Genomic DNA, 23,060 nt, shown 5'->3' with positions numbered 1-23,060 from the left:
AGCGGTCAATCACGCTCCCCTAATCTGGTAAGGTAGGCAGATATATCGAAGAAGAACACGCTACGGATAGCGAGGTAACAGAGAGCCCATGGCCACATCCAAAAACACCATCTACTGGCACGACTATGAGACCAGCGGTATCGATCCGGCACGTGATCGACCAATGCAGTTTGCCGGTATTCGCACCGATGAGGATCTTAATATCGTCGGCGAACCGTTGATGATCTACTGCAAGCTGGCCAATGATGCCCTGCCCCATCCAGAGGCGTGCATGGTGACTGGACTCACTCCACAGGAGGTCAACGAGAAGGGCGTTAATGAGGCGGCGTTTATCAAGGCGATCCATAGTGAGCTGGCGCGACCCGGCACCTGTGGTGCCGGTTTTAACTCGATCCGTTTTGACGATGAATTCACCCGCTTCTCGCTCTATCGCAACTTCTTCGATCCCTACGCCCGCGAGTGGCAGAGCGGTAATACTCGTTGGGATATCATCGACATGGTACGAATGACCCGTGCACTGCGACCCGAGGGAATCGAATGGCCCGACTACGATGACGGTAAACCCTGTTTCAAACTGGAACGTCTGACCGAGGCAAACGGCATTAGCCACACCGCTGCCCACGATGCCCTCTCCGATGTGCACGCCACCATTGCAGTAGCTAAGCTCGTCAAAGATCATCAACCTCGTCTCTATGAGTACATCTACCAGCTACGTAATAAACGCAAGGTATTCGATCAGCTTAATGTGCGAGCGATGAAACCGGTTCTGCACACCTCCGGAATGATCCCGGGCGAGTTTGGAAGCACCGCGCTGGTCGCCCCAGTGACCAACCACCCGAGCAATAAAAACGGCATCATCGTCTACGATCTACGCTTCGATCCAACACCTCTGCTCAGCCTCGATGCAGAAGAGATCGCCAAACGGATCTTTACCCCCAGGGATGAGATGCCGGAGGGCGTGGAGCGCATTCCGCTCAAGGTAGTGCACGCCAACAAGTGTCCGGTAGTCGTTACCCCGAAGACTATGGATGAGGCGGCCGCCGAGAGACTACAGATCGATGTAGCAACCAGTCTGCAGCACCTCGAGGCGCTGAAGGGTGCCACTGGTCTGGAGACGAAGATCCAGCAGGCATTTGCCGATAGAAAATTCGACCCGACCAGCGACCCTGACGCCTCTCTATACGGCGGCGGTTTCTTCAGCAGTGATGATCGTCGCAAGATGGATAAAATTCGTGCCACTGCACCCGATAAGCTCGCCAACATACCGGCCATTTTCGATGACCAACGGATTCCAGAATTACTGTTCCGCTACCGGGGTCGTAACTGGCCTGAGAACTTCAACAGTGAAGAGCGTGCAGAGTGGGATGAGTATCGCCACCACCGCCTTACCGATGAGACGGGGGGAGGTTCAATCACTCTTGATAGTTATCGGCAGCGCATAAAAGAGTTGATCAACGATAGTGAAACCAGCGAAGCAGATCGCCAGTTACTCAAAAAACTAGAGGACTATGGAGAGACGCTGTTGAGTAGATAACCCTCACGCCACGTCGTGAGCTGTGCGACAACCGCTTCACAGATCGATTCAACCACTGCCTCAATCGCAGCTGAAGGATGGGCGTCAACCTCCCAGCAATCGATCGTTACACCAAAGAGACAGAGTCGCCGGGGCAACTGACCAAGCGTATCGGCGAGTACCAGAATCTGACGCAGATCGATCTGGTGACTCGAGATCGCATCCACCTCACCGAGCAGTGCCTCGCGTTCAATCACCTTAACTATTCCGACCTGATCGTCACTGCGGAGCGCATCGATCAGTAGCGTGGGCCTATCGTGTTGCAGCCACTGAAGTAGCTCTGCACTCCCCCGTTCAGCGGTAAGCAACTCGCTCTGCAGCATGGTCGACATCGACTGCAGACGCTCGACGACCATCCAGCCAAAACGATCATCACCCCAGGGCGAACCGATACCGATAATCAGTGGATCTGTTCTACTCATCTCGCGACAAGGTAAGGTCGAGGAAATGGGTGGCGCAGGAGATACAGGGGTCGTAGTTTCTGATCACCGTCTCGGCGTGAAGGCGTATCTCCGCCTCATCCCGGTCGAGCCCAAAACGGTTGAGTGAGAGGCGCAGATCCTCTTCGATACGCATCTGATTCTGTGCGGTCGGAGGAACGATTCGAGCCGAGACAACCCGCCCATCACCATCCGACTCGTAACGGTGCCAGAGAATACCGCGTGGTGCCTCACTGCAACCAAAGCCGATACCGCTACGAGGCGTGATCTCAACGTCGGATCTCGTCGGCTGTCTATATGCCTCAAGTATCCGGATCGCCTCAACGATTGCGTAGTGAAGCTCCACACCACGTGCAATCAGGCTGTGAAACATATTCTGGCTGGGGAAGCGGATACCACTACGCTCCAGAATCGCCTTAACGGTATCGGGAAGTCGGTCGAGATTGAGGTTGAGCCGCGCCAACGGTCCGACCAGATAGGGTTGGCCCTCAAGTGTTGAGTGGAGTGCTGTCGAATGCGGCACGTGGTGTTCACTAAAGTGGCGCTCATACTCCTCAATCGCAATATCGAGTCCACTGCTCGAGACCAGTCGTCCTTCATTCATTGGATATTCATTCGGATGGCGCATCGCCACCGAGACAAACGGTTGCTGATCATCAGGCAGATCAAGTGATGCGAGCCAATCTACCAACGCCTCCGCCTCAGGCAACGCCTCATGCAGACGAAGTAGTAACGCATCAACATCACCTTGAGAAGGTACATGGTAGAAACCACCGACCTTGGCACCCACTGGATGGACCGAACGACCACCCAGCAGTTTGATCAGATCATTACCCAATGCCTGGAGACGCAGACCGCGACGCACCTCATCGGGGTGCTCTTTGGCCACACCGATGACACTGCCAAAACCGAGAAAGTCGGGCAGTGCCAACAGATGCATATGCAGCGCATGACTCTCGATCCACTCGCCACAATAGATCAGACGACGCATCTCGCGTACCCACGGACCGGTGTTGGCTCCATAGATCGATTCAAAGGCGTGCACCGCACTCATCTGGTAGGCGACCGGGCAGATACCGCAGATACGTGCCACGATATCGGGCACCTCACTGAAGTGGCGCCCCTCGAGGAACTTCTCAAAGTAGCGGGGTGGTTCGAAGATACGCAGACGCAATTCGCTGATCGCTCCACCCTCGATCTTCAGCTCAAGCGCACCCTCCCCCTCGACCCGCGCCAACACCGGGACGTTGATCTCCAGTGTGCGCTGCTCACTCATCTTCACCTCGCCACTTCAGCCCCTCAGCTTTGAACGCCGGGGCGGCACTGTTGATGAGTAGAAAGTGATCAGCAACCGCCTTGGAGGTAAGCCCCATGGCGTGAAGCTGATGCGCCAGGGCAGCAGTGTTGGTTGAAGCCGCAGGACCGTAACAGGCGTAACAACCGCGTCCAACCGAGGGGCAGATCGCACCACAACCGGCGCGGGTGACCGGTCCCATACAGGGTTCTCCTTTGGCGACCATCACACAGACCTTCAGTTGGCGTTTACACTCACCGCAGAGTGTCTCTGTCTCAGCACGCGGTGTGACACCGGCCAGCAATGAACGCACTGTCTGCAACACCTGCGCCCCATTCACTGGACAGCCCCAGAGCTCAAAGTCGACCTTCACATGTGATGCGATCGGTGTGGAGGTTGGCAGCGAATCAATAAACTGTGGTGAGGCGTAGATCGCGGCAGGCCACTCACCCGCATCGGCAATATTTCGTAATGCCTGCAGGCCACCGGCAGTGGCACAAACCCCGATGCTCACCAGATAGCGACTACGTTGGCGGATCGCATCAATACGCCGCTCTTCAGCGGGAGTGGTGACACTCCCTTCAATAAAGGCGATATCGACCTCCGCCTCACTATCGATCACCCCTGCCTCGGCAAAGTGGGCAATCTCGACCAGCTCAGCCAGCTCCAACAGCGCCTCACCGGCGTTTAGAAAGGCGAGCTGACAGCCGTCACAGGAGCTGAACTTGTGGACCGCGATACGAGTTTTTGTCACGGAGAAAGTAGTCATCATCATAAACCCGGCTCGCTGAGCAGATCGGCAATCTCAGCGTAGTTAAAAACAGGGCCATCCCTGCAGACAAACTTGGCACCGATCTGACAGTGGCCACAGTGGCCAATCGCACACTGCATGTTGCGCTCCATGCTGAGCCAGATGTCATCATCGGAGACACCGCGTGCCATCAGATGATCGGTGACCGCCACCATCATCCCCTGCGGACCGCAGAGCATGGCGGTGCAGTTCTCTGGATCAAAATCGGCACGATCGATCAGCACCATGATATTACCCTGTGCCCAAGGCCATTGCGGCCCGCTCTCTCCTGCTGCAAGTAGAACCTGAGTATCGGGTAGCTCTGCCCACTGTTCATAGCTGCTACGCCAGATCAGGTCATTGGAGTGTTTGATCCCCTGCATGATAATCAGACGGCCAAACTGTTCTCGGCGTCGTACCACGTAATTAATCATCGATACTGCCGGTGCACAGCCGAGGCCACCAGTGGCGATCACCACATCACGCCCTACTGCCCCCTGCATCGGCCAGCCACGACCGTAAGGGCCGCGAACACCAAGCCGATCGCCCTGACGTAACGTCCGTAGACCATTACTCACCCGTCCAACGCCGCGAATGGTGTGGTTATACATATGCTCATCTTCGGGATCGGAGACGATGGAGATCGGTATCTCACCCACGCCGGGCAGCCAGAGCATGTTGAACTGGCCCGGTGCAAAACTATAGGCACGATGTACGGCAGGATCGGTGAAACGAAGTCGCAGAGTGAAGATGTCTCGCGCCTCCTCAATACGCTCGACAATCTCTGCCTCCTGGGGCAGGTAGGGATTAATCATGACTACCCTCCCCGCAGATAATCTCTACCTCTTCGGTCAGATCAATGCCCACTGGGCACCAGCTGATACAGCGACCACAGCCGACACAGCCTGAACGCCCATACTGTTCATGCCAGCTTCCAAGCTTATGGGTTAGCCACTGGCGATAACGAAATTTCGGCTCACTCCGTACATGCAGGCCGTGGATATAGCTGTGCCCCTCACTGAAACAGCTCTCCCACTCACGTAGGTGCTCACCACTGGAGCCATCGAGTGCACCTTGATCGAATTCGCGATGACAGAAACAGGTAGGACAGACTGAAGTGCAGTTACCACAGCTTAGACAGCGCTCCGCGACGGCCTGCCAGTGTTGATGGTGGAGATTGGCAAACAGGCGTCGTTGTAGATCGAGTTTGGGCAGAGCGCGCTGTTGTCGTGCCACCGCTGACTCATGCTGCTGGTGGGCAAGGTAGCGCTGATCATCGGTGACTTTTTCGAGAGCAAGTTGTGACAGTAGTGCATGACCTGCCACGCTACCGCCGCGTAGCAGAAAACCCTCTTCCAGTTCGGTCAGCGCAAGATCGTAACTGTGCTCCACCTCCGGCCCATCACCCGTCGAGACACAGAAGCAGCTCGCCGAAGGGTGGCTACAGTCAACGGCGATGATGAAGAGCGATTCACGACGACGCTGATAATGGAGATCGGGAGATTCCTGTTCCAGAAAGTGTTGATCATGAATCTTCATCGCTGCCAGATCGCAGGCGCGAACACCAATCACAGCCGTAGGTTCGAGTTGCGGTTCGCTACTCGTAAACTGAAGCTCTCCTGTGTTATCACGCTGATAACGCCACAGCGGCTCCTGCGGTGCGAAGAGCATCGGTTTGAGTGCCTGCGGGCCATTGGCCCAGGCGAAGTTGCGCCGATCGAATCGTTCTACCAGACGATAGTGGCCTGGTCCCTGTTCATCACCAATCGCAGTGGGCAACGGTTGACCAGCAGCGAGTGGTTTATAAAGCATCGCCCCACTCTCTTCCTGGGCAGCGAGTAGTTGATACTCTGCCTGGACTAGCAAGAGCAACAGCTCAGGCAACTGCTCTCTGGGGAGATATCCATGGTAGTCGATCCGATCCATGGTCCTAGTCTAGATTAATTTAAATTAATATTTCCATGGTTATTTAACCTCTCTATAGAGAGGCTATTTATCAGACACGACAGCGACATAGTGATTGGATAATAATGACACGGTAGTAGCCTAATAAAATAACAAACGGAGCTGAAATGAGCGACCCAACCCTGCCCCTTATCGTTGAGCCCGATCTTCTTGAGCTGCATCTAAATCAGGACAATCTGCTCATTCTCGATCTCTGCAAGGAGAGCAGCTACCAGAGCGCCCATATTCCAGGCGCTATCTATCTCGATTACGGTCAAATTGTACTCAACCGCAAGCCGGTGTTTGGTCTGCTTCCCGATGCTTCCAGCTTCTGTCAGCTACTTGCTTCGCTGGGAATCACACCAGATACCCATGTGGTTGCCTATGATGATGAGGGAGGTGGCAAGGCGGCACGACTGCTCTATACGCTGGAGACGATTGGCCACCCACACTACTCGCTGCTCAACGGTGGACTGCACGCATGGAGTAATGAGGGACATGCCCTCGAGTCCGAACAGATCAAACCCGTCGCAGCCGAATATCCAGACCGACCATTCACCCAGGCGATCGCCGATCAGCACTATATTGAGTCACAGCTCAATAGCGGTCAGCTGGCACTACTCGATGCACGTAGCGTCGATGAGTATCGGGGGGTGAAACGCTTTGCCGAGAAAGGTGGTCACATACCTGGCGCGGTCAACATGGAGTGGACTCTGGCGATGGATCAGTCGCGCAATCTACGTCTGCTGCCGGCGAGTGAGTTACGAAAGATGCTGGAGGGATTAGGTATCACGCCGGAACACGAGGTGATCGTCTACTGCCACAGCCACCACCGCTCAGCACACACCTATATCATGCTGAAGAGTCTCGGCTATCCCAATATCAAGGGCTACCCAGGCTCCTGGTCGGAGTGGGGGAATCTCCCCAACACACCCGTAGAGGTTTGATTATCTGGTTAGACCTTGATGAAGTGCTCACGGTAGTACTGCAACTCACGAATCGAGTCACGCGTATCGTCGAGCGCCAGATGGTTACCACTCTTCTTAAATCCCTTGGCCATAGCGGGTGCCCAGCGCGCTGCCAGCTCCTTGAGGGTGCTGACATCAAGATTGCGATAATGAAAGAACTCTTCGAGCCTGGGCATACCACGAACCATAAAACGTCGGTCCTGGCAGATACTGTTGCCTGCCATCGGTGAGGCACCCTTTGGCACGTACTGCTCAAGGAAGGCAATCGTCTCCGCCTCTGCCTCTTCCTCACTGTAGTGGCTATCCTTGACCCGCTGGGTTAGCCCAGATGTACCGTGTTGATTGGTATTCCACTCATCCATGCCCGCCATGATCTCATCACTCTGATGAATGGCGATGACCGGACCTTCGGCAAGGATATTAAGCTCAGCATCGGTAACGATGGTAGCGATCTCGATAATCTTGTCATTATCGGGATCAAGACCGGTCATTTCGAGGTCGATCCATATCAGATTCTTAGAGTTCTGTTCCATGGGTACCCTTTATATTTCTGTTAGACTAATGACCATTCTAGCAAACGGGCACCGGTGCCGCCGCACTCATCCCTACGAGACCCTTGATGTACGAATTCAGCCTGATTTTCATCTTCTTCCTTTTCCTCTCACTCTTTGTAGACATCGCACTACTGCTTCGCAATATCACCCATATCGTCAAACGACGCAGCCAGGTTCCCGATGCCTTTAAAGGTCAAATCGATCTCGATTCTCATCAGAAGGCTGCAGACTACACGGTGGCTCGCAATCGTATATCCAGCTATGAACTCTTCTTTGGCACCCTGCTAATCCTGATCTGGACCTTTGGTGGTGGACTTGAACTGCTCGATACTCTCTGGCGCTCACTAGCGCTTAATGGACTCGTCACAGGTGTGGGTCTATTGATCAGCATGGCGTTGATCGCTTCACTGATTGAACTACCAATCAGTTACTACAAAACCTTCAAGCTCGAGCAACGCTTCGGCTTTAACAAAAGCACGCCGAAACTCTTCTTTACCGATCTGATCAAACAGAGCCTTTTGATGCTGGTAATTGGTGCACCACTCGCCTGGGTGGCACTCTGGCTGATGGATTCAGCCGGTCAGTATTGGTGGCTCTACCTGTGGGCAGTCTGGATGGGTTTTGGACTATTGATGATGTGGGCCTACCCGACCTTCATCGCACCACTATTCAACAAGTTTGAACCACTTGAAGAAGGCGAGCTTCGCGATCGCATCGAGGCGCTACTGGAACGCTGCGGCTTTGCCAGCAATGGCATCTTTATCATGGACGGTTCCAAACGCAGCAGCCACGGTAACGCCTACTTCACCGGCCTCGGAAAACAGAAACGCATCGTCTTTTTCGACACCCTGATCGAATCACTCACCCCTGAGGAGATCGAGGGCGTACTCGCCCACGAGCTGGGGCACTTCCGCATGCACCACATCCCCAAACGTATTCTCTCCTCAGCGGTTATCAGCCTTGGCGCGCTGGCACTGCTCGGCTGGTTGGTGAGCGCCTCCTGGTTCTACAGTGATCTGGGCGTCTCTACTCCTTCGAACCATGTAGCGCTGGCGCTGTTCATGCTGGTTTCGCCTGCCTTCGGCTTCTTCCTCACCCCACTCTTCTCCTGGTTCTCCCGCAAGCATGAGTATGAGGCCGATGACTTCGCCGCTGCGCAGAGCACGCCTGAACATCTGATCTCCGCGCTGGTCAAACTCTACAAGGAGAATGCGAGTACGTTGACCCCCGATCCCCTCTACTCGGCATTCCACGACTCCCATCCACCAGCCCCGCTGCGGGTGGCCCACTTATCGGCTAAAATCAGCTCATAGTTATCCGACAGAAACAGGAAGGTATTCCAGATGCGCTACTTAATCGCTATTGCCGTTGCCGCTACCGCTCTTCAGATTGGCACTGCCAATGCCGCCGATCTCAGTGAGGGCAAGGAGCTACACAACGAGAACTGTGTGCGCTGTCACGGTAGTGAGATCTATACCCGTACAGATCGCCGCGTAACCAATCGCCCCGGGCTTACCACTCAGGTACAGCGCTGTGAACTGGCCCTCGGCTTGAAGTGGTTTGAGGAAGATGTAGAGATGGTTTCTGACTTTCTCAACCACAATTTCTACAAGTTCTAGACCCTATGAGTACTCTCCTGCAGCGTCACTGCCAGTCTCTTAGCAGCGACACACCACCGCTCGACGAAGAGCTGATTAGTCGTCTGCAGCAGGAGATCGACACTGAGTGGCAACTGGATGAGAGCCTGAAGCAGATCAGTCGCACCTTACGTTTCAAGAATTACTACCAGACCATCGCCTTTGTAAACGGCGTCGCCTGGATCGCCCATCAACAAGACCACCACCCCGACCTTGAGGTGAGCTATAACCGCTGCCTGATCCACTTCTCAACTCACAGCGTTGGTGGCCTCTCCGAGAATGACTTTATCTGTGCGGCGCAGATCGATGCGCTCTTTAACGGCGGGGATAACAACGTTTGATTAATCCCCGTAGTTTCCTCTCTACCGTTCTTCTCTGATGGCAAAACGCAGACTCACCAAACAGCAACGCGAACGCATCCGTGCCATTCAGGCTCGGCGCAAGTCACGCGTTGAAGAACGCTGCGCTGAAGAGGCCGATAAACTGGCCGACACCATGCTGGGCGCAGAACAGCGCGGCACCATAATCGCTCACTACGGTAAGGCCATCGCGGTTGAAGATGACAAGAAGCAGCTTCACCGCTGCCAAATGCGGCAGAACATGGAATCCCTGGTCGTTGGCGACCGCATAGTATGGCAGGCCAGTGAACAGGGCGATGGGGTGGTCACCGCCCTACTACCGCGAGACTCACTACTATCACGCCCCGTCAGTAGTGGCGAGGTGAAACCGGTTGCTGCCAATATCGATCAAATCGTGGTCGTCATCGCCACCGCACCTGAGCCCAGCGAAGGACTTCTTGATCGTTATCTGGTTGCGGCCGAACTGAGTGAGATCCACCCGATTATTCTGGTCAACAAGATCGATCTGCTGAACTCAAATGAGTTGGTTGCATTGAAAGAACGCCTCTCAATCTATAAAAACATCGGTTATGAGCTACGTTTTGCCAGCACCCACAGCGAGCATGGGCTCGATGAGTTAAATAGTCAGCTTGAAGGTAAAACAAGCGTACTGGTGGGTCAGTCGGGAGTCGGCAAGTCATCGTTAGTGAAAGCGATAATGCCTGACCTGGATATTCGCATCGGCGCCATCTCCGAACAGAGTGGTCTCGGCCGTCATACCACCACCACATCGATGTTCTACCATCTACCCCAAAGCGGCGCCCTGATCGACTCACCCGGTGTGCGGGACTTCAGCCTCTGGGAGAGCGATCCGACTCGGATCATCCACGGCTTTCCGGAGTTCTCCCCCTATCTGGGTCACTGCCGTTTTAATAACTGCAGTCATATCGTCGAACCGGGCTGCGCCCTGAAAGAGGCGATCGAGGATAAGCGGATCAACGAAGCTCGCCTGAAGAGTTTTCACGCCATCTGTGCTGGTGGCGACAAGTAGATGATGGATGAGCCGGAGCATCATCAACGGGTTAAGTCGACACTAGCGGGAAACATTTGGCCCGCAATCCCCTCCACCGAAGGCTCACAGATGCTCTCGCTGCTCTACCAGATGGAGCAGAGCCAGTGGTTCGATCCGGCGACGCTTGAAAAACAGCAACTACAACAGGCGAAGATTCTCCTCCAGCACGCCTACAGTAGTTGTGACCACTACCGCACCATCTTAGATGAGCAGGCAATTAACCCGGACGACATCAACTCGATGCAGGCCTGGCGTACACTGCCGATACTGAAACGGACAACCGTTCAAGAGAGTAAAGATCGCCTTCTCTCTAACAGCACTCCAAAGAGTCATGGGCGAATCAGCAGCGGCAACACATCCGGCTCAACAGGTCAGCCTCTTACGTATCACAAAACGGAACTGAGTCAGCTGATCTGGAAGGCGCACACCGTGCGCGATCATCTCTGGCATCGGCGTGATTTCAGTAAAAAGATCGCCTATATCCGTGACATGCAGAAGCAGCGCAGTCGTTTCAGCGAAGGTGTCCTTATCCCTGGCTGGGGTCCAGTGACCAATGCCATATACGAGACGGGGCCATCAGCGATCATGGACTCATCCACCCCCATTGAGCAGCAGTGCCGCTGGTTAATCGAGACCGATCCCACCTATCTACTCAGCTACGCCAGCAATCTCGAGGCGATAGCCAACTGGTTCAAACTCAACAACCACACCCTACCCTCACTGCAAGAGGCACTCTCCTTTGGCGAGCTGCTCAAACCCGATACCCGTTCACTCTATCGTGATCTTTTCGAGGCATCGGTCAGCTCAACCTACAGTAGTAATGAGATCGGCTATCTCGCCCTTCAGTGTCATGAGAAGGGAAGCTACCACGTGCAGACTGAAAGCGTTCTGTTAGAGATAGTCGATTCAGAAGGAGAGCCCTGCCTTCCTGGCGAGGTGGGGCGAGTCATCGTCACCCCTCTACACAATTTTGCCATGCCACTGATTCGATACGAGATTGGCGACTATGCTGAGCTTGCTACACCCTGCAGCTGTAAGCGAGGCTCTCCCACCATCAGCCAGGTGATGGGCAGGGAACGCAACATGCTTCGTCTACCCGACGGAAGCTCACAGTGGCCGAGTCTCAACAGTGAATTTAGAGGGGTACTCCTGTCGCTCATAACAACGCCTCGGTTCCAGGTGGTTCAAACGGAACTGCGTAAACTGGAACTTCGCATCGAAACCAGCCAGAGCTTGCCCCCCTCTGGTGAGGAACGAATCAGGGAGGCACTCAACAAAAGCATTGGAGAGCAGTACGCTTACAGCATTAAACTCCACTATCTAAACAGCGGAGAGCTTAGCAATAACCATAAGCTTGAAGACTTCAGATCTGAACTCATCCAATCAGATAGGGAGCAGACCGTTTGAGGCCGAACAGACACAGCACCTTCGTCACTTCTATTGCAGAATCTGCCTGGCCCGCCATCCCCTCTCAAGAGGGTGCGCGACTGCTCTCCGTGATCTACCAGATGGAACACGATCAGTGGCAATCACCGGAATATATCAACGAGCGTCAGTTTCAACAGGCTACCGTACTGCTTCAACACGCCTACCAGAGCTGCTCGTACTACCGACAGCGACTCGATAGCGACGATCTTCACCCCGACAAGATTTACTCACCAGAGCAATGGTCGCAGCTGCCGATACTGGAGAGAGGGACGATACAGCGTGAGCAGAAGAGCATAATTTCGACGGCTATTCCGAAGCAGCATGGGGCGTGTCACAAAGGGAGCACTTCCGGTTCAACCGGCCAGTCGATCGACTTTATCGGTACGCAATATAGTCACTTTATCTGGAAGACTCATACCCTGCGCGATCACCTCTGGCACCAGCGGGACTTCACAAAAAAGATCGCCTATATTCGTGACACCCCCGATAATGACCCGCGTTTCAAAGATGGCCTTGAGATAGCGGGTTGGGGACCGATAACAAACACCCTCTTTCACACCACCGCCTCCGTTGCTCTGGATGTTTCAAATCCCATTGAAAAACAGTGCCGATGGTTAATAGAACAGAATCCAACCTACCTGCACAGCTACGCCTCCAATCTCAATGCCATCGCTGCCTGGTTCGAACAACACAACAAGACCCTACCGGCACTCGAGGAGGCAATCGCCTTTGGTGAAGTTGTTCAGCCTGAGAGTGTTGTACTTTTTAACAAGGTATTTAACGCCAAACTCTACGGCATCTACACCAGCAAGGAGTGCGGCTACATGGCGCTTCAGTGCGGTGAGTCCGGTAACTATCACGTTCAGTCTGAAAGCGTCCTGCTGGAGGTGATTAGTGATACGGACGAGGCATGTAAACCCGGCGAGATCGGCAGAGTCATTGTGACAACGTTACACAACTTTGCCATGCCCCTGATTCGCTACGCGATTGGCGATTACGCGGAGGTTGGCGAAGCGTGCGGTTGCGGCCGAGGGCTTCCCACGATCAGACGGATCATGGGGCGCGAACGAAACATGCTGACACTCCATTCCGGTGATAAACAGTGGCCACGACTGACACAGTTCAAAAAAACATTACTTAAGGCCCTACCCTCTCATCGCTTTCAGATTGTCCAGACCAGGAGAGAGGTGCTGGAGGTTAGAATCGAGAGCGATCGTCACCTATCGAACAGGGAGGAACAAGATGTTGCTCGCAGCTTCTACCAATCGATCAACTACTTCAGTGATTTTGATATCCGCTTTCTCTATCTCGATCACGGCACCCTGAGTAGTAACGAAAAGTTGGAAGACTTTCGCTCTGAATTAGTCAGAACAGCATAAAAAAATGGTCCGGATATTATCCGGACCATTTTTATTTTCAACCAACATAAGCTTCACTCACCGAAAGTGAGCTCGGAGCTTATCTAGATAGGATCACTACAGACTTCACCACTGATCTCACTGCCATCAACATCGATGCTGGTGTTATCGGGCGTGGAATCGACTTCACATACAATTGCACCATCGTCGACAGCATCTTCCTCAGTAATATTGGTATTACTCAGCTCCACATCCTGGAATGTATCACTGAAGCTGCCATCATTATTTACATAGACGGAAGGACCATAGACGCCAGACTCCAATGTATCGCCGCTGAAGCTTACATCCTGATCCACCAGACCATAATCACCATCTGCATCGATTCTTACCGGGATGCCATAACCCTCTCCTGCGTACTCATCAAAGCCAATCATATTATCACTCAGTGTGACATCCTGGGTTACATTGCCGCCATAGGGGGCATCGCCACCATCCGCAACAATATTGAGTGAGTACGTGCCATAGACGGGATCATGAAGTCTGGAACCAGAGGTAATTGTATTGCCTGACAGGGTGGCTGTTTGATTAGTGACACCATAATCGTCAGCAACAGCAATCAGTCCGTTACCATACGCACTATCGATAACATTATCGGTCAAAGTGACCGTCTGATGCGATGTAGAGCCATAGTCACTACTGACTACGAAGTAGGCGCCAACAGCATTAATATTATCGAGTCCCTCATACTTGGAACCGATAATACTGCTATCCATGGTGACGGTCTGTTCAGTAAATCCGGTCAGATCACCATACTCCACCTCACCAACAATCGAACCGAGAGAGTAAGGAGACTCTTCTAAATATTTACCTGCCGATGCCAGCAACCCGATACCGTAGCCGTCGATTCGAGTTCCATTCTCGATGGTCAGATTCTGCTCAGTGTAGCCACCTTCGCCTGCAGAGGCATTCGCCAGTACACCAACGCCATAACCAAATACAACAGAGTCATCCAGCGTGACATTCTGCGTTGATGAACTTCCATACTTGGAGAAGACGGTGGTGGTCATACCAGAGAAGAAACCTGTGAACTGGTCATTCTCTGACATAATCGTCTGCGTGCTTACACCGTATCCGAAACTTTCGGTATGTGCATAGAGACCATGGGCGACTCCGTAGGCCATATTGTCAGACATCGTAATGGTCTGGGATGCCGATCCGTAACCCGAGCCCGCGTCGCCACCTACAGGTACCCCATCTTCCCATTCATCGAATGCGTCTCCAGCAAGGTTGACCGCCATCACAGGAACGCTGTAGGACAAGACAACATTACCATCAAGATTGACATTCTGTACGCCGTAGGACCCTTCATGCTGAGCATCGTTATAGGCCAACACTGCAGGATTATCAGTAACGATCCAGTTATCTTCAAGGCTGACCGTCTGAGTTGAGATAGCACCGTACTTGGCGCTATTACTCATAACAACGCCGTATCCAAGACCATAGATACCATTATTACTAATGGTGACGTCCTGAGTAACCGTTGCGCCCTCAGAACCTTCAGCCGTAGCCACAATTGCAACGCCGTACTCTGTCGCATAGAAGTAGTTATTACTGATCGTACCAACAGTCGACTCACTACCCTCTGCACCTTCAGCGTAGGTGTTGATTTCGATAGCAACATTACCGATATCAAGATCGAATTCGTTGTCGTGAATATTAAAATCTGTGTTGTTGTCAGCCAGAATTCCGGTTGCATTTCCGGCAAACCTAAGGCCCATCACGGTATTGCTGTCATTCAGGCGACCACTAACACCGCCATCAAACTCGCCCCCTTCAAGGGTAGGCATGTTTGACGATCCCAGCTCCAGCGGATCGCCGTTACCATCGTCTAGAATGTCGAGTAACTGATAACCTTGGCCCCAGAGAGTCTGACCATATTCGAGGGAGAAGGATTCTGTGTCGTAGGGAGAACTACCTTCATGGACGAAAATCAGCGCCCCTTCACTACCCTCACAGCGACCGGCATTACAATCCCCTACCGTCTCGTAGGGATTCGTTGCGCTACCATCACCACCACCTTCACCACCTTCATTGTCGATGTGAATTACATCATCACTGTAGAGGGTACCGAAGTTACGGTTTTCGCTATCGGTCGGACCGGTGGTGACGATATCGGGATCGCGACGGACCGGATCCATCATGCGCTCATTGAGCGTACGAATAGCACTCTTGCTCTTGTGGCCGAAGCTGTAACGAATCTCAGCGTAGTACTGCACATCACGCTGATCATCCTGCTGCACCTGAAGACCGAAGATCAGATTCTGCTGCGGACGCACCTCAAGACGAGCCCCCATGCCGGTAACGGTGGTATCGAGGTCACCACTAAAACGATAACCGCTGAGGAAGGCGCGGGTTTCAACTTCGTTTGAAACAGGCAGCAGACGGCCAATCTCGATATCACCACCGGCCAGTGCTTCTTCGTAGACACCACTACGGATCAGCGATGTACCCGAGAACCAGCCCTTGTTACCGACACCGACATACTGTTTATCAGTGATTGGATAGTAGTAGTTGGCGCGGAAGTCCCAGGTGTCGCTCAGCGCCTCAAAACCAAAGGTCAACTGGTCATAGACCTCTTTACTGCGCGATTGACGCTTGTCGAATGAGCCGAAACCACCGATGAGCCAGTTGTTAGAATCGTTGAACCAGCGACGTCCCAGAGCGACGTTGGCTTCCATCGTCTCCTTGTTGGTCCCAGTGAACTTAATATCAGTAAACCAGAGCGAGTCTTCACGGCGAGCCATCGCGAAAACAGCTTCCACGCCAACCAGTGCACGTCGATTGCCAGGTTTGAAGTAGGTTTCAATATTGACCGCATTGCTGGCCAGAGCCTGTGCCTCTGGCAGCATAGCCATTGCGACAGCTGCTGCAATCATGGTGTGTTTGAAGTGGGGAGATCGTTTCTGTCTTTCGTTACGTGCGACAACCTGTGCTTTTGTACGGCTACGACGATGGCTCATTGAGAAACCTCTCCATGGAATTGTTGTTTTGTCACAAACGATCATTAAAGATGAACGTCGATCATAAGAATTTGCATAATTCTAGTCACAATTCCTGAAAATAACAACTAAACCCACCATTTATCATTCAAACAACAAACTCAATAATTACCCATATTACAATCAGTTAGATAACATCTACTTTTCCAATGATGACATCAAAAATAAATCAGACCTGTTTGAGGCTAATAAGCTACAAAATAATCCCATTCTCAAATAGAGGAAAAAACTACTTACAGCACACATTTAGCTCACCTAAGCGCTATTCGACTGTATATCCAAGCGCTGAAATAGCCGGTTCGAGGATTGGAATAATCGCCTCAAGTTGTGTTCGGTAGTTCTTATATCGGAATACCGATCGGGTATAGAGCTTCTCAGTCACCTGCGCATAGCTGGCCGTTCTGGCAAAACGTTTGTTTTTGTGAAAATCGAGGCAGCGATCATCCCACTCCTCACCCACGAATTCGAGTAGCTCGCGGATATGGGTTTCAGGATTATCGACGATGTCCTCGTACCGAACCGCGTGATAACGCATATCGAGATTGGCTTTGTAATGCTCCACCAGCTCAAATATCAGAGCGTAGTGTTGTGCGGCACTAACCAGACTGTAGGAGCAGTTATCACCGTGAGTAAGATCATTGAAGTAGCTTGAAAGCACAACATCGAGAGGGTGACGAATCATATGAATAATGGGAGCGTCATTGAAGATCAGATTAATCAGTCCTAAATGCATCTCATTGAGCGGCATCTTGTCGGTAAAAAGCTTGGTCTCAGATCCAACGACACGATCGGCTATCGCATTGCAGAGGTAGTACTCACGCAGACTCTTCAACCCCGCCTCGAGCGTTGACTGATCCAGCTTGCTGAGAAATTCGGGAAACTCCCCTCTTCTTCCCAGCAGTGTGGGAGCTAGTTGACTGATACGCCACAAATAGGTGAGTTCATCGCCTGCCGAAATATTCGGGTGGGAAGTTAAGATCTGCTCGACCATCGTTGTACCAGAACGTGGGAAGCCAACAATAAACAGGGGGGTGGCCTGCTCTGGAACATCGGGATCATTACCGCAACACGGTATCTCCTTGATTCGACGTGCTTGATAAAACTGCTCGTAACGCTCAACAGTAGTTCGATTGGATGCGCTATCGTATATCGACTCTCTCGTTTTCCGAATCAGGCTATTCGATTGATCGATGGCGACAAACGCCTCGTCAAATCTTTTCAATTTATCGAGCACCTGTGCGCGCTCATTGAAGTAACTAATTAAGAAAACATCCTTCTCATCCTCAACATCGATGCCATTAAGCTTTTCCAGAGCCTCCTCGAGTCGCCCTTCACGCCGCAAGAGTGTCGACTCAAGCACCAGACACGCCTTGTCAGAGGAGACCTTCCTTGCACGCTCTACAAGATCCCAGGCGGTATCAAAATGCTTCAATGACTCTTCAAGCTTGGCCCAGGTCAGTAGATTGACGGCGTTATCCGGTTCGAGCGCGACCGCTTTTCGATAGAAAGCGGCTGACTCCTCAATTTTTCCTTGCTGTTTTAGTACAAAGGCGAGATTGGCACAGAGCTTTCCAACCGGAATGTGTTGACTCAAGGCCTGTTTATAATGGTATTCAGCACCATCAGGCTGATGCATCTCTGCCAACACCATTCCCAGAACATTATGTGCTTGCGGATTGGTCGGGCGGATTCCAACAGCACGCCGAGCACAGCGTTCAGCCTCAGCATATCGTTTTAAATTAAGCAGCGTTTGGGCTGCATCACAGAGAAAGGCATCGCTTTCTGGACTGAGCATGACCAGCCTTGCCTGAAGATCGACCAGCTCATCACTGCTCACTTTGCGGGCTTTCATCAACCCAACCAACATACGCAGAGGGTCGATAGCCTTTGGAATTTCACTAATTAATTGTTGCAAACGATGCTCGGCAGCCTCTTGATCACCACCATCCGTCAATGCCTTGGCAGCACTCATACCCTCTTCGATATGCTTGATGATGTGAGGTGGCACACCGCTTTTCTGAGACTGCTGATGTCGTGATACCGAACTGTTCTCTATCTCTCCACAGCAGTCTTTAAATTTCTTACCGCTACCGCATGGGCACGGACCATTTCTTGTTGGTGTTGTTGCTTGCTGCTGATTCATTAAAGGTAATCTCTATCCTTAGGTATCTCAGATTTGAGCATCGTCGTGTGACGACCAGAATTAACCCGGTGGCCAGCCCAGCCTGCGACCACCGAGCAGGTGGAGGTGGATATGAAATACTGTCTGACCGGCGTCAGCATTACAGTTCATCACCGTCCGATAACCACTATCAGCAAGCCCCTCTGTAGCAGCGATTTTCTGGGCTGCTATATAGAGTCGACCAACAAGCTGCTCATGTTCGTGATCAAGATCGTTGATCGTCGATAGGTGCTGCTTGGGAATAATTAAAACGTGGGTTGGTGCCTGGGGATTGATATCCCGGAAGGCGAGCACCTGCTCATCCTCGTAGACGCACTGTGGCTCTATCTCACCAGCCACCATTTTACAAAACAGACACTCTTCCATAGTTATCATTAATAACAGTTGGTTACGTTAATCTTAGTAAAGACATTTTCAGGAAATAGTTAGACCACTAAACCGATTGGCGCCCCGCCAGTGCATGGGCAAGCGTGCCACCATCGATATACTCCAGCTCACCGCCAATCGGAACGCCGTGGGCAATACGGCTGGCACGGATCTCGCGTTTGTGTGCCATCTCGCCCACATAGTGAGCGGTCGCTTCACCCTCAACCGTCGAGTTGGTTGCAAGAATCAACTCATCAATTCCACCTCTATCGAGGTGATCTGCCAGCTTTTGCAACCCAAGCTCCTCTGGCCCGATTCCATCAAGTGGTGAGAGGTGCCCCATCAAGACGTAGTAACGACCACGATACCCGGTTGCCTCGATCGCCAGCACATCAGCTGGGGTCTCAACAATACAGAGCAACGAGCCGTCACGTCCCTGATTTGAACAGATCTCACACTCATCGTGCTCGGTGAGGGTATTGCAGATACGGCAGTGGCCGACATGTTCCATCGCCTCAACCAAGGCATGAGCAAGTTTGTTGCCACCCTCTCGGTTGCGTTCAAGCAGATGGTAGGCCATGCGCTGCGCCGATTTCGGCCCAACACCGGGCAGACAGCGAAGCGTATCGATCAGCTGGGAGATCAGGTCCTTTGACACGACCGTAATCTAAAAGGGGAGTTTAAAACCAGGTGGAAGCTGCATCCCACCCATTGAGCCACTCATCTGCTCCTGGGTAGCCGCCTCAACCTTATGGGCCGCATCATTGACCGCAGCAGCGATCAGATCCTCCAGCATCTCCTTATCGTCACCGACAAGGGAATCATCAATCGAGACTCGACGCAGCTCATGTTTACCGGTCATCACAACCTTCACCATGCCGCCGCCCGATTCACCGGTAATCTCCATATTGGCCAGCTCAGCCTGCGCCTTTTCCATATTGGCCTGCATCTGCTGAGCCTGCTTCATCAGGTTACCTAGTCCACCTTTCATTGCCTGTTCCTCTATCTATTCCGGTCCACAATATAGTGGACAGTGATTACTGAATTTATCTGATATCGATAGTACTAATAGTCGATCGGACGCACCGAATCCTGATGCAAAGTTGCATCAAAAACATCCACTATCTCTTTGACATTTATATCTTTTTGCATCGACTCCACTGCAGCCTGATGACGCTCTTCACGATTTCGAACCTGCGCCTGTGCCGGTGTCTCTGCCACCGGCTTTTCAACCTTAATGACTAGACGGGTGCTCTTTCCCAGATAGTTTTCCAATCCCTTATGTAGACGCTGCTCAACGCTCTGACTACGCAGATGCTCAGCTGCCGGATCGAGCTGTAGAGTAACGCTACTTTGATCCGCCTCAACAAAGAGGCAATTGTTAGCGAGATGGACGGATGCACCACTCAAACCTAAGGCTGTAACCACATCAGGCCAGCTGCACTCAGGTGGTAATGGCGCCTTAGCGGCGGTTGCAGCGGGGGGCGTTTCTGGTTCGGCCACCGGAGCTTGATAAACGGGGGCTTCACTCGGCCTCTTCTCAGCAGCGGGCTGAGCCGCCTTTTGTGCAGTTGCTGCAGAGAGCGCTGAGCGAGCGCGTGAAATGGGGCTCGATCCCTCAGTCGGTTCAGACACAGCTTCACGATTAACACCCGGCTGAGATGCCGCTGGGGCTGCTGAGGGTGCAGCCTCTGTGCGAGCAGGCCGTGGCGTACTACGCGGCGCAGCCTCACGACGAGCAACCGGACGATCGCCTCCCCCACTAGTCGTCCCACTCTCTTCAGGTGAGAATGCCAACATCCGCAGCAATACCATCTCAAAACCGCTACGCGCCACTGGAGCCAGCGGTAGGTCTCGTCGACCGATCAGGGCGATCTGGTAGTAGAGCTGCAACTCTTCGGCATCAAAGCGGTTCGCCAGTTCGATAACGGCGTCTCGATCACCATAGGTGTCGTCAATGGCCTCGGGAATCGTCTGTGCAAGGGCGATGCGGTGCAACAGGGTGATAACCTCATTCAGCAGTCCGGCATAATCGGGGGAGAATTCTGATAGCTGCTCAACCTTGGCAAAGATCGGCTGAGGATCCTGATCGGCCAATGCGCTGACCAATTCAATCACATGCTCCTGCTCGATCGTACCGAGCATTGCACGCGTCTCCGCCTCCGAGACGATACCGCCGCCAAAGGCGATCGCCTGATCGAGCAGACTGAGCGCATCACGCATTGAGCCATCGGCAGCCCTGGCGAGTAGTCCCAGCGCGGGTTGATCGAAGTTGATCGCCTCCTTCCCCAGGAGAAGCTCCAGATATCCGCCAATGCGACTCACGGGCAGACGCTTGAGATTGAACTGCAGACAGCGTGAAAGAATCGTCACGGGAAGTTTCTGCGGATCGGTGGTCGCCAACAGAAATTTCACATGTGGCGGTGGCTCTTCAAGGGTCTTCAGCAGTGCATTGAAGCTGTGGTTGGAGAGCATGTGCACCTCATCCACCAGATAGACCTTGTAGCGTCCGCGTGTCGGTGCGTACTGCACGTTCTCGAGTAGCTCACGTGTATCTTCGACCTTGGTCCTGGATGCCGCATCGACCTCGATCAGGTCGATAAACCGTCCCTCATCGATCTCAGTACAGGCCGCGCACTCACCGCAGGGTGTTGAAGTAACTCCCTGTTCACAATTAAGCGACTTGGCGAGAATACGTGCGATAGTCGTCTTGCCAACACCTCGTGTACCGGTGAAGAGAAAGGCGTGGTGAACGCGGTCGTTATCGAGTGCATTGATCAGCGCACGAAGTACGTGCTCCTGCCCAACCATCTCGCTGAAATTGCGTGGTCGCCACTTACGGGCGAGAACCTGATAGCTCATCTGGAATCAGCTGAAATCCGAGTCGAATAGAAGGAGCAAATATACAGGATTAGGGGATGTAGGCGCCAGCGCAGAACATGGCATTGCGAATCGACACACAATGCACATAACGCAACAAAACAGGCTTTGATATCAGTAAAAATGGAGGCAACCGATGCCAGCCACACCTCGGCGCCCGAATCCACTGCTGCGGCTGCTCCCTTCCAGGCCTGACCGGATTCACAGTTTCTCGTCGCGAGGGGACCAACACCGGTCACCAAAACTCGGTTCTGCTCTCCAGATGGAGTATTCAACCACGTTGGTGCTCACGTATCGGTAAATCTACGTTGCACTCAATTTGGGGTGATTGGCAGAGGAGCGAGAGAATATCAGATCCCCCATATAAGGCCAAGTTACCAGCCACAATCGATCTGCTGAACGAGCTATTGAAGAGCCTCTACTTCACGAGACAGTGTCGTTTTTGTTTCCATAATCAGTGCCTGGAGCCTGGCAATAGCATCATTAACCATACCTTCAGAACCTGATTCTCCTCTCAGCAGTTCCAGCAACTGAATCGCCTCTGCATGAAGCGCCAAGACACCAACACTACTGGCTGAACCGGCCAGCTTGTGTATTGCTTGATAGAGCTGCTCATCGGCACTACACTCTTGTGCTGAGACCATAGCCGCCTCACTGATGGCCAGGTTTTCCATGAACTGTTTAAGTAGCTGTGTGGCTACCGATTCGTTGCCACCCACGGCAGCGAGGGCCGCTTCACGATCATAGAGTGGTAGATCATCACTAGCGGATATTTGTGTTAACGCTTCTGCGTCAGTTTGCGATTCATTTTCAACACACCACCTCTTGATGACGTCATAGAGCTGCTCTGCGGTATAGGGTTTAGCCAGCAGATCGTTCATCCCAACATCCAGCGCTTCCTGCCGCTTTTCGGGAAAGGCGTGCGCGGTGAGTGCGACAATGGGCGTCGCACGACCACCACTCTGAACCTCTTTAAGTTGCTGCGCGGCCTCAATACCACTCATCACAGGCATCTCAAGATCCATAAGGATCAGGTCAAAACGCTGTTTATTAACAAGCTCAAGCGCCTCTTCCGCGCTCTTGGCAGCCACAGCAGTTGCCCCTTCGGTATCCAGCAGGGTCGTCGCCAACGTCAAGTTGATCGCATTGTCATCGACGACCAGAATGCTCAGACCTG

At 52.8% G+C, this 23,060-nt stretch carries 21 protein-coding genes, 1 other RNA gene and 1 pseudogene; 8 read left to right on the top strand and 15 right to left on the bottom strand.

From position 1 onward, the window contains the following. The first annotated feature begins 88 nt into the window (after positions 1-88). Positions 89-1,534, top strand: coding sequence for an exodeoxyribonuclease I (sbcB, locus tag BOW52_RS08585; protein ID WP_078483672.1), 1,446 nt, complete (start codon positions 89-91; stop codon positions 1,532-1,534). On the opposite strand, the gene BOW52_RS08580 is transcribed toward sbcB, so the two are convergent. Genes BOW52_RS08580 through BOW52_RS08560 form a run of 5 tightly spaced genes read right to left on the bottom strand, consistent with a single transcriptional unit; the run spans position 1,507 to position 6,023 of the window. Next, positions 1,507-1,995 (bottom strand): hydrogenase maturation protease, encoded by a 489-nt coding sequence (locus BOW52_RS08580; RefSeq protein ID WP_078483671.1) that lies wholly within the window; start codon positions 1,993-1,995, stop codon positions 1,507-1,509. The two genes, sbcB and BOW52_RS08580, sit on opposite strands and share 28 nt — an antisense overlap. Next, positions 1,988-3,289 (bottom strand): Ni/Fe hydrogenase subunit alpha, encoded by a 1,302-nt coding sequence (locus tag BOW52_RS08575; RefSeq protein WP_078483670.1) that lies wholly within the window; start codon positions 3,287-3,289, stop codon positions 1,988-1,990. Before BOW52_RS08575 ends, BOW52_RS08580 begins: the two co-directional genes overlap by 8 nt. Further along, positions 3,282-4,082, bottom strand: a complete 801-nt coding sequence (locus tag BOW52_RS08570) for an NADH-quinone oxidoreductase subunit B family protein (protein WP_236725680.1) — start codon at positions 4,080-4,082, stop codon at positions 3,282-3,284. The genes BOW52_RS08575 and BOW52_RS08570 overlap by 8 nt, the downstream gene beginning before the upstream one ends. Continuing rightward, positions 4,079-4,912 carry an FAD/NAD(P)-binding protein gene (locus BOW52_RS08565; protein ID WP_078483669.1) on the bottom strand — a complete coding sequence of 278 codons (834 nt, stop codon included), beginning with the start codon at positions 4,910-4,912 and terminating at the stop codon, positions 4,079-4,081. Before BOW52_RS08565 ends, BOW52_RS08570 begins: the two co-directional genes overlap by 4 nt. Continuing rightward, the gene (locus BOW52_RS08560) at positions 4,905-6,023 is read right to left on the bottom strand and encodes a 4Fe-4S dicluster domain-containing protein (RefSeq protein ID WP_078483668.1); all 1,119 of its coding nucleotides are present in this window, start codon (positions 6,021-6,023) and stop codon (positions 4,905-4,907) included. Before BOW52_RS08560 ends, BOW52_RS08565 begins: the two co-directional genes overlap by 8 nt. A gap of 146 nt (positions 6,024-6,169) precedes the next feature. Here BOW52_RS08560 and BOW52_RS08555 point away from each other — a divergent pair, with 146 nt between their 5' ends. Next, positions 6,170-6,988: a sulfurtransferase gene (locus BOW52_RS08555; RefSeq protein WP_078483667.1), complete on the top strand. Its 819-nt coding sequence runs from the start codon at positions 6,170-6,172 to the stop codon at positions 6,986-6,988. Between the two features lie 8 nt (positions 6,989-6,996). On the opposite strand, the gene orn is transcribed toward BOW52_RS08555, so the two are convergent. Then, entirely contained in the window at positions 6,997-7,542 is a 546-nt protein-coding gene (gene orn, locus BOW52_RS08550; protein ID WP_078483666.1) for an oligoribonuclease, read from the bottom strand. A gap of 86 nt (positions 7,543-7,628) precedes the next feature. Here orn and BOW52_RS08545 point away from each other — a divergent pair, with 86 nt between their 5' ends. From BOW52_RS08545 to BOW52_RS08520, 6 genes are read left to right on the top strand one after another with little or no spacing between them, the layout of a single operon-like run. Further along, positions 7,629-8,876, top strand: a complete 1,248-nt coding sequence (locus BOW52_RS08545; protein ID WP_078483665.1) for a M48 family metallopeptidase — start codon at positions 7,629-7,631, stop codon at positions 8,874-8,876. 30 nt (positions 8,877-8,906) lie between these two features. Further along, on the top strand, positions 8,907-9,182 hold the full coding sequence (locus tag BOW52_RS08540; RefSeq protein ID WP_078483664.1) for a c-type cytochrome: 276 nt from the start codon (positions 8,907-8,909) through the stop codon (positions 9,180-9,182). Positions 9,183-9,187: 5 nt separating this feature from the next. Then, the gene (locus BOW52_RS08535; protein WP_078483663.1) at positions 9,188-9,541 is read left to right on the top strand and encodes a 4a-hydroxytetrahydrobiopterin dehydratase; all 354 of its coding nucleotides are present in this window, start codon (positions 9,188-9,190) and stop codon (positions 9,539-9,541) included. A gap of 37 nt (positions 9,542-9,578) precedes the next feature. Then, a complete protein-coding gene (rsgA, locus tag BOW52_RS08530) occupies positions 9,579-10,589 on the top strand; it encodes a small ribosomal subunit biogenesis GTPase RsgA (protein WP_078483662.1) in 1,011 nt (336 codons plus the stop codon). Next, entirely contained in the window at positions 10,590-12,017 is a 1,428-nt protein-coding gene (locus BOW52_RS08525) for a phenylacetate--CoA ligase family protein (RefSeq protein ID WP_135622192.1), read from the top strand. It abuts the gene before it with no gap. Then, positions 12,014-13,417 carry a phenylacetate--CoA ligase family protein gene (locus BOW52_RS08520; protein WP_078483660.1) on the top strand — a complete coding sequence of 468 codons (1,404 nt, stop codon included), beginning with the start codon at positions 12,014-12,016 and terminating at the stop codon, positions 13,415-13,417. Before BOW52_RS08525 ends, BOW52_RS08520 begins: the two co-directional genes overlap by 4 nt. Positions 13,418-13,500: 83 nt before the next feature. Here the strand turns inward: BOW52_RS08520 and BOW52_RS08515 are convergent, their stop codons facing one another. From BOW52_RS08515 to BOW52_RS08480, 9 genes and pseudogenes are all read right to left on the bottom strand, one after another. After that, a complete protein-coding gene (locus BOW52_RS08515; RefSeq protein ID WP_172840270.1) occupies positions 13,501-16,416 on the bottom strand; it encodes an inverse autotransporter beta domain-containing protein in 2,916 nt (971 codons plus the stop codon). A 301-nt stretch (positions 16,417-16,717) separates the two neighbouring features. Continuing rightward, positions 16,718-18,463, bottom strand: coding sequence for a tetratricopeptide repeat-containing sulfotransferase family protein (locus BOW52_RS08510; protein WP_236725679.1), 1,746 nt, complete (start codon positions 18,461-18,463; stop codon positions 16,718-16,720). Between the two features lie 51 nt (positions 18,464-18,514). Next, a pseudogene (locus BOW52_RS17995) lies at positions 18,515-18,598 on the bottom strand (SEC-C metal-binding domain-containing protein); the annotation flags it as partial. Between the two features lie 60 nt (positions 18,599-18,658). Next, complete coding sequence (locus tag BOW52_RS08505) at positions 18,659-19,003, bottom strand: histidine triad nucleotide-binding protein (protein ID WP_078483657.1); 345 nt, start codon at positions 19,001-19,003, stop codon at positions 18,659-18,661. Positions 19,004-19,070: 67 nt separating this feature from the next. Continuing rightward, positions 19,071-19,661, bottom strand: a complete 591-nt coding sequence (gene recR / locus BOW52_RS08500; RefSeq protein WP_135622190.1) for a recombination mediator RecR — start codon at positions 19,659-19,661, stop codon at positions 19,071-19,073. A 9-nt stretch (positions 19,662-19,670) separates the two neighbouring features. Further along, positions 19,671-19,994, bottom strand: coding sequence for a YbaB/EbfC family nucleoid-associated protein (locus tag BOW52_RS08495; RefSeq protein ID WP_078483655.1), 324 nt, complete (start codon positions 19,992-19,994; stop codon positions 19,671-19,673). Positions 19,995-20,068: 74 nt separating this feature from the next. After that, positions 20,069-21,865 carry a DNA polymerase III subunit gamma/tau gene (gene dnaX / locus BOW52_RS08490; protein ID WP_078483654.1) on the bottom strand — a complete coding sequence of 599 codons (1,797 nt, stop codon included), beginning with the start codon at positions 21,863-21,865 and terminating at the stop codon, positions 20,069-20,071. Positions 21,866-22,017: 152 nt separating this feature from the next. Next, positions 22,018-22,114, bottom strand: an RNA gene (gene ffs, locus BOW52_RS08485) — signal recognition particle sRNA small type. Positions 22,115-22,287: 173 nt separating this feature from the next. Continuing rightward, positions 22,288-23,060 (bottom strand): response regulator (locus tag BOW52_RS08480; RefSeq protein WP_135622189.1); only part of this gene is annotated, 773 nt, incomplete at its 5' end.

The organism is Solemya pervernicosa gill symbiont (genome assembly GCF_002020875.1).
Taxonomy (GTDB): Bacteria; Pseudomonadota; Gammaproteobacteria.
The sequence above is the reverse complement of the archived record's forward strand: the minus strand, read 5'-3'. Positions and strand labels throughout refer to the sequence as shown.

Coding starts and splice junctions, on each gene's coding strand:
- rsgA (WP_078483662.1), top strand. CDS start 9,579: ATGGCAAAACGCAGACTCACCAAACAGCAACGCGAACGCATCCGTGCC.
- BOW52_RS08535 (WP_078483663.1), top strand. CDS start 9,188: ATGAGTACTCTCCTGCAGCGTCACTGCCAGTCTCTTAGCAGCGACACA.
- BOW52_RS08505 (WP_078483657.1), bottom strand. CDS start 19,003: ATGGAAGAGTGTCTGTTTTGTAAAATGGTGGCTGGTGAGATAGAGCCA.
- BOW52_RS08525 (WP_135622192.1), top strand. CDS start 10,590: ATGATGGATGAGCCGGAGCATCATCAACGGGTTAAGTCGACACTAGCG.
- sbcB (WP_078483672.1), top strand. CDS start 89: ATGGCCACATCCAAAAACACCATCTACTGGCACGACTATGAGACCAGC.
- BOW52_RS08570 (WP_236725680.1), bottom strand. CDS start 4,082: ATGATGATGACTACTTTCTCCGTGACAAAAACTCGTATCGCGGTCCAC.
- BOW52_RS08515 (WP_172840270.1), bottom strand. CDS start 16,416: ATGAGCCATCGTCGTAGCCGTACAAAAGCACAGGTTGTCGCACGTAAC.
- BOW52_RS08545 (WP_078483665.1), top strand. CDS start 7,629: ATGTACGAATTCAGCCTGATTTTCATCTTCTTCCTTTTCCTCTCACTC.
- BOW52_RS08580 (WP_078483671.1), bottom strand. CDS start 1,995: ATGAGTAGAACAGATCCACTGATTATCGGTATCGGTTCGCCCTGGGGT.
- BOW52_RS08560 (WP_078483668.1), bottom strand. CDS start 6,023: ATGGATCGGATCGACTACCATGGATATCTCCCCAGAGAGCAGTTGCCT.
- dnaX (WP_078483654.1), bottom strand. CDS start 21,865: ATGAGCTATCAGGTTCTCGCCCGTAAGTGGCGACCACGCAATTTCAGC.
- BOW52_RS08565 (WP_078483669.1), bottom strand. CDS start 4,912: ATGATTAATCCCTACCTGCCCCAGGAGGCAGAGATTGTCGAGCGTATT.
- BOW52_RS08495 (WP_078483655.1), bottom strand. CDS start 19,994: ATGAAAGGTGGACTAGGTAACCTGATGAAGCAGGCTCAGCAGATGCAG.
- BOW52_RS08540 (WP_078483664.1), top strand. CDS start 8,907: ATGCGCTACTTAATCGCTATTGCCGTTGCCGCTACCGCTCTTCAGATT.
- orn (WP_078483666.1), bottom strand. CDS start 7,542: ATGGAACAGAACTCTAAGAATCTGATATGGATCGACCTCGAAATGACC.
- BOW52_RS08555 (WP_078483667.1), top strand. CDS start 6,170: ATGAGCGACCCAACCCTGCCCCTTATCGTTGAGCCCGATCTTCTTGAG.
- BOW52_RS08575 (WP_078483670.1), bottom strand. CDS start 3,289: ATGAGTGAGCAGCGCACACTGGAGATCAACGTCCCGGTGTTGGCGCGG.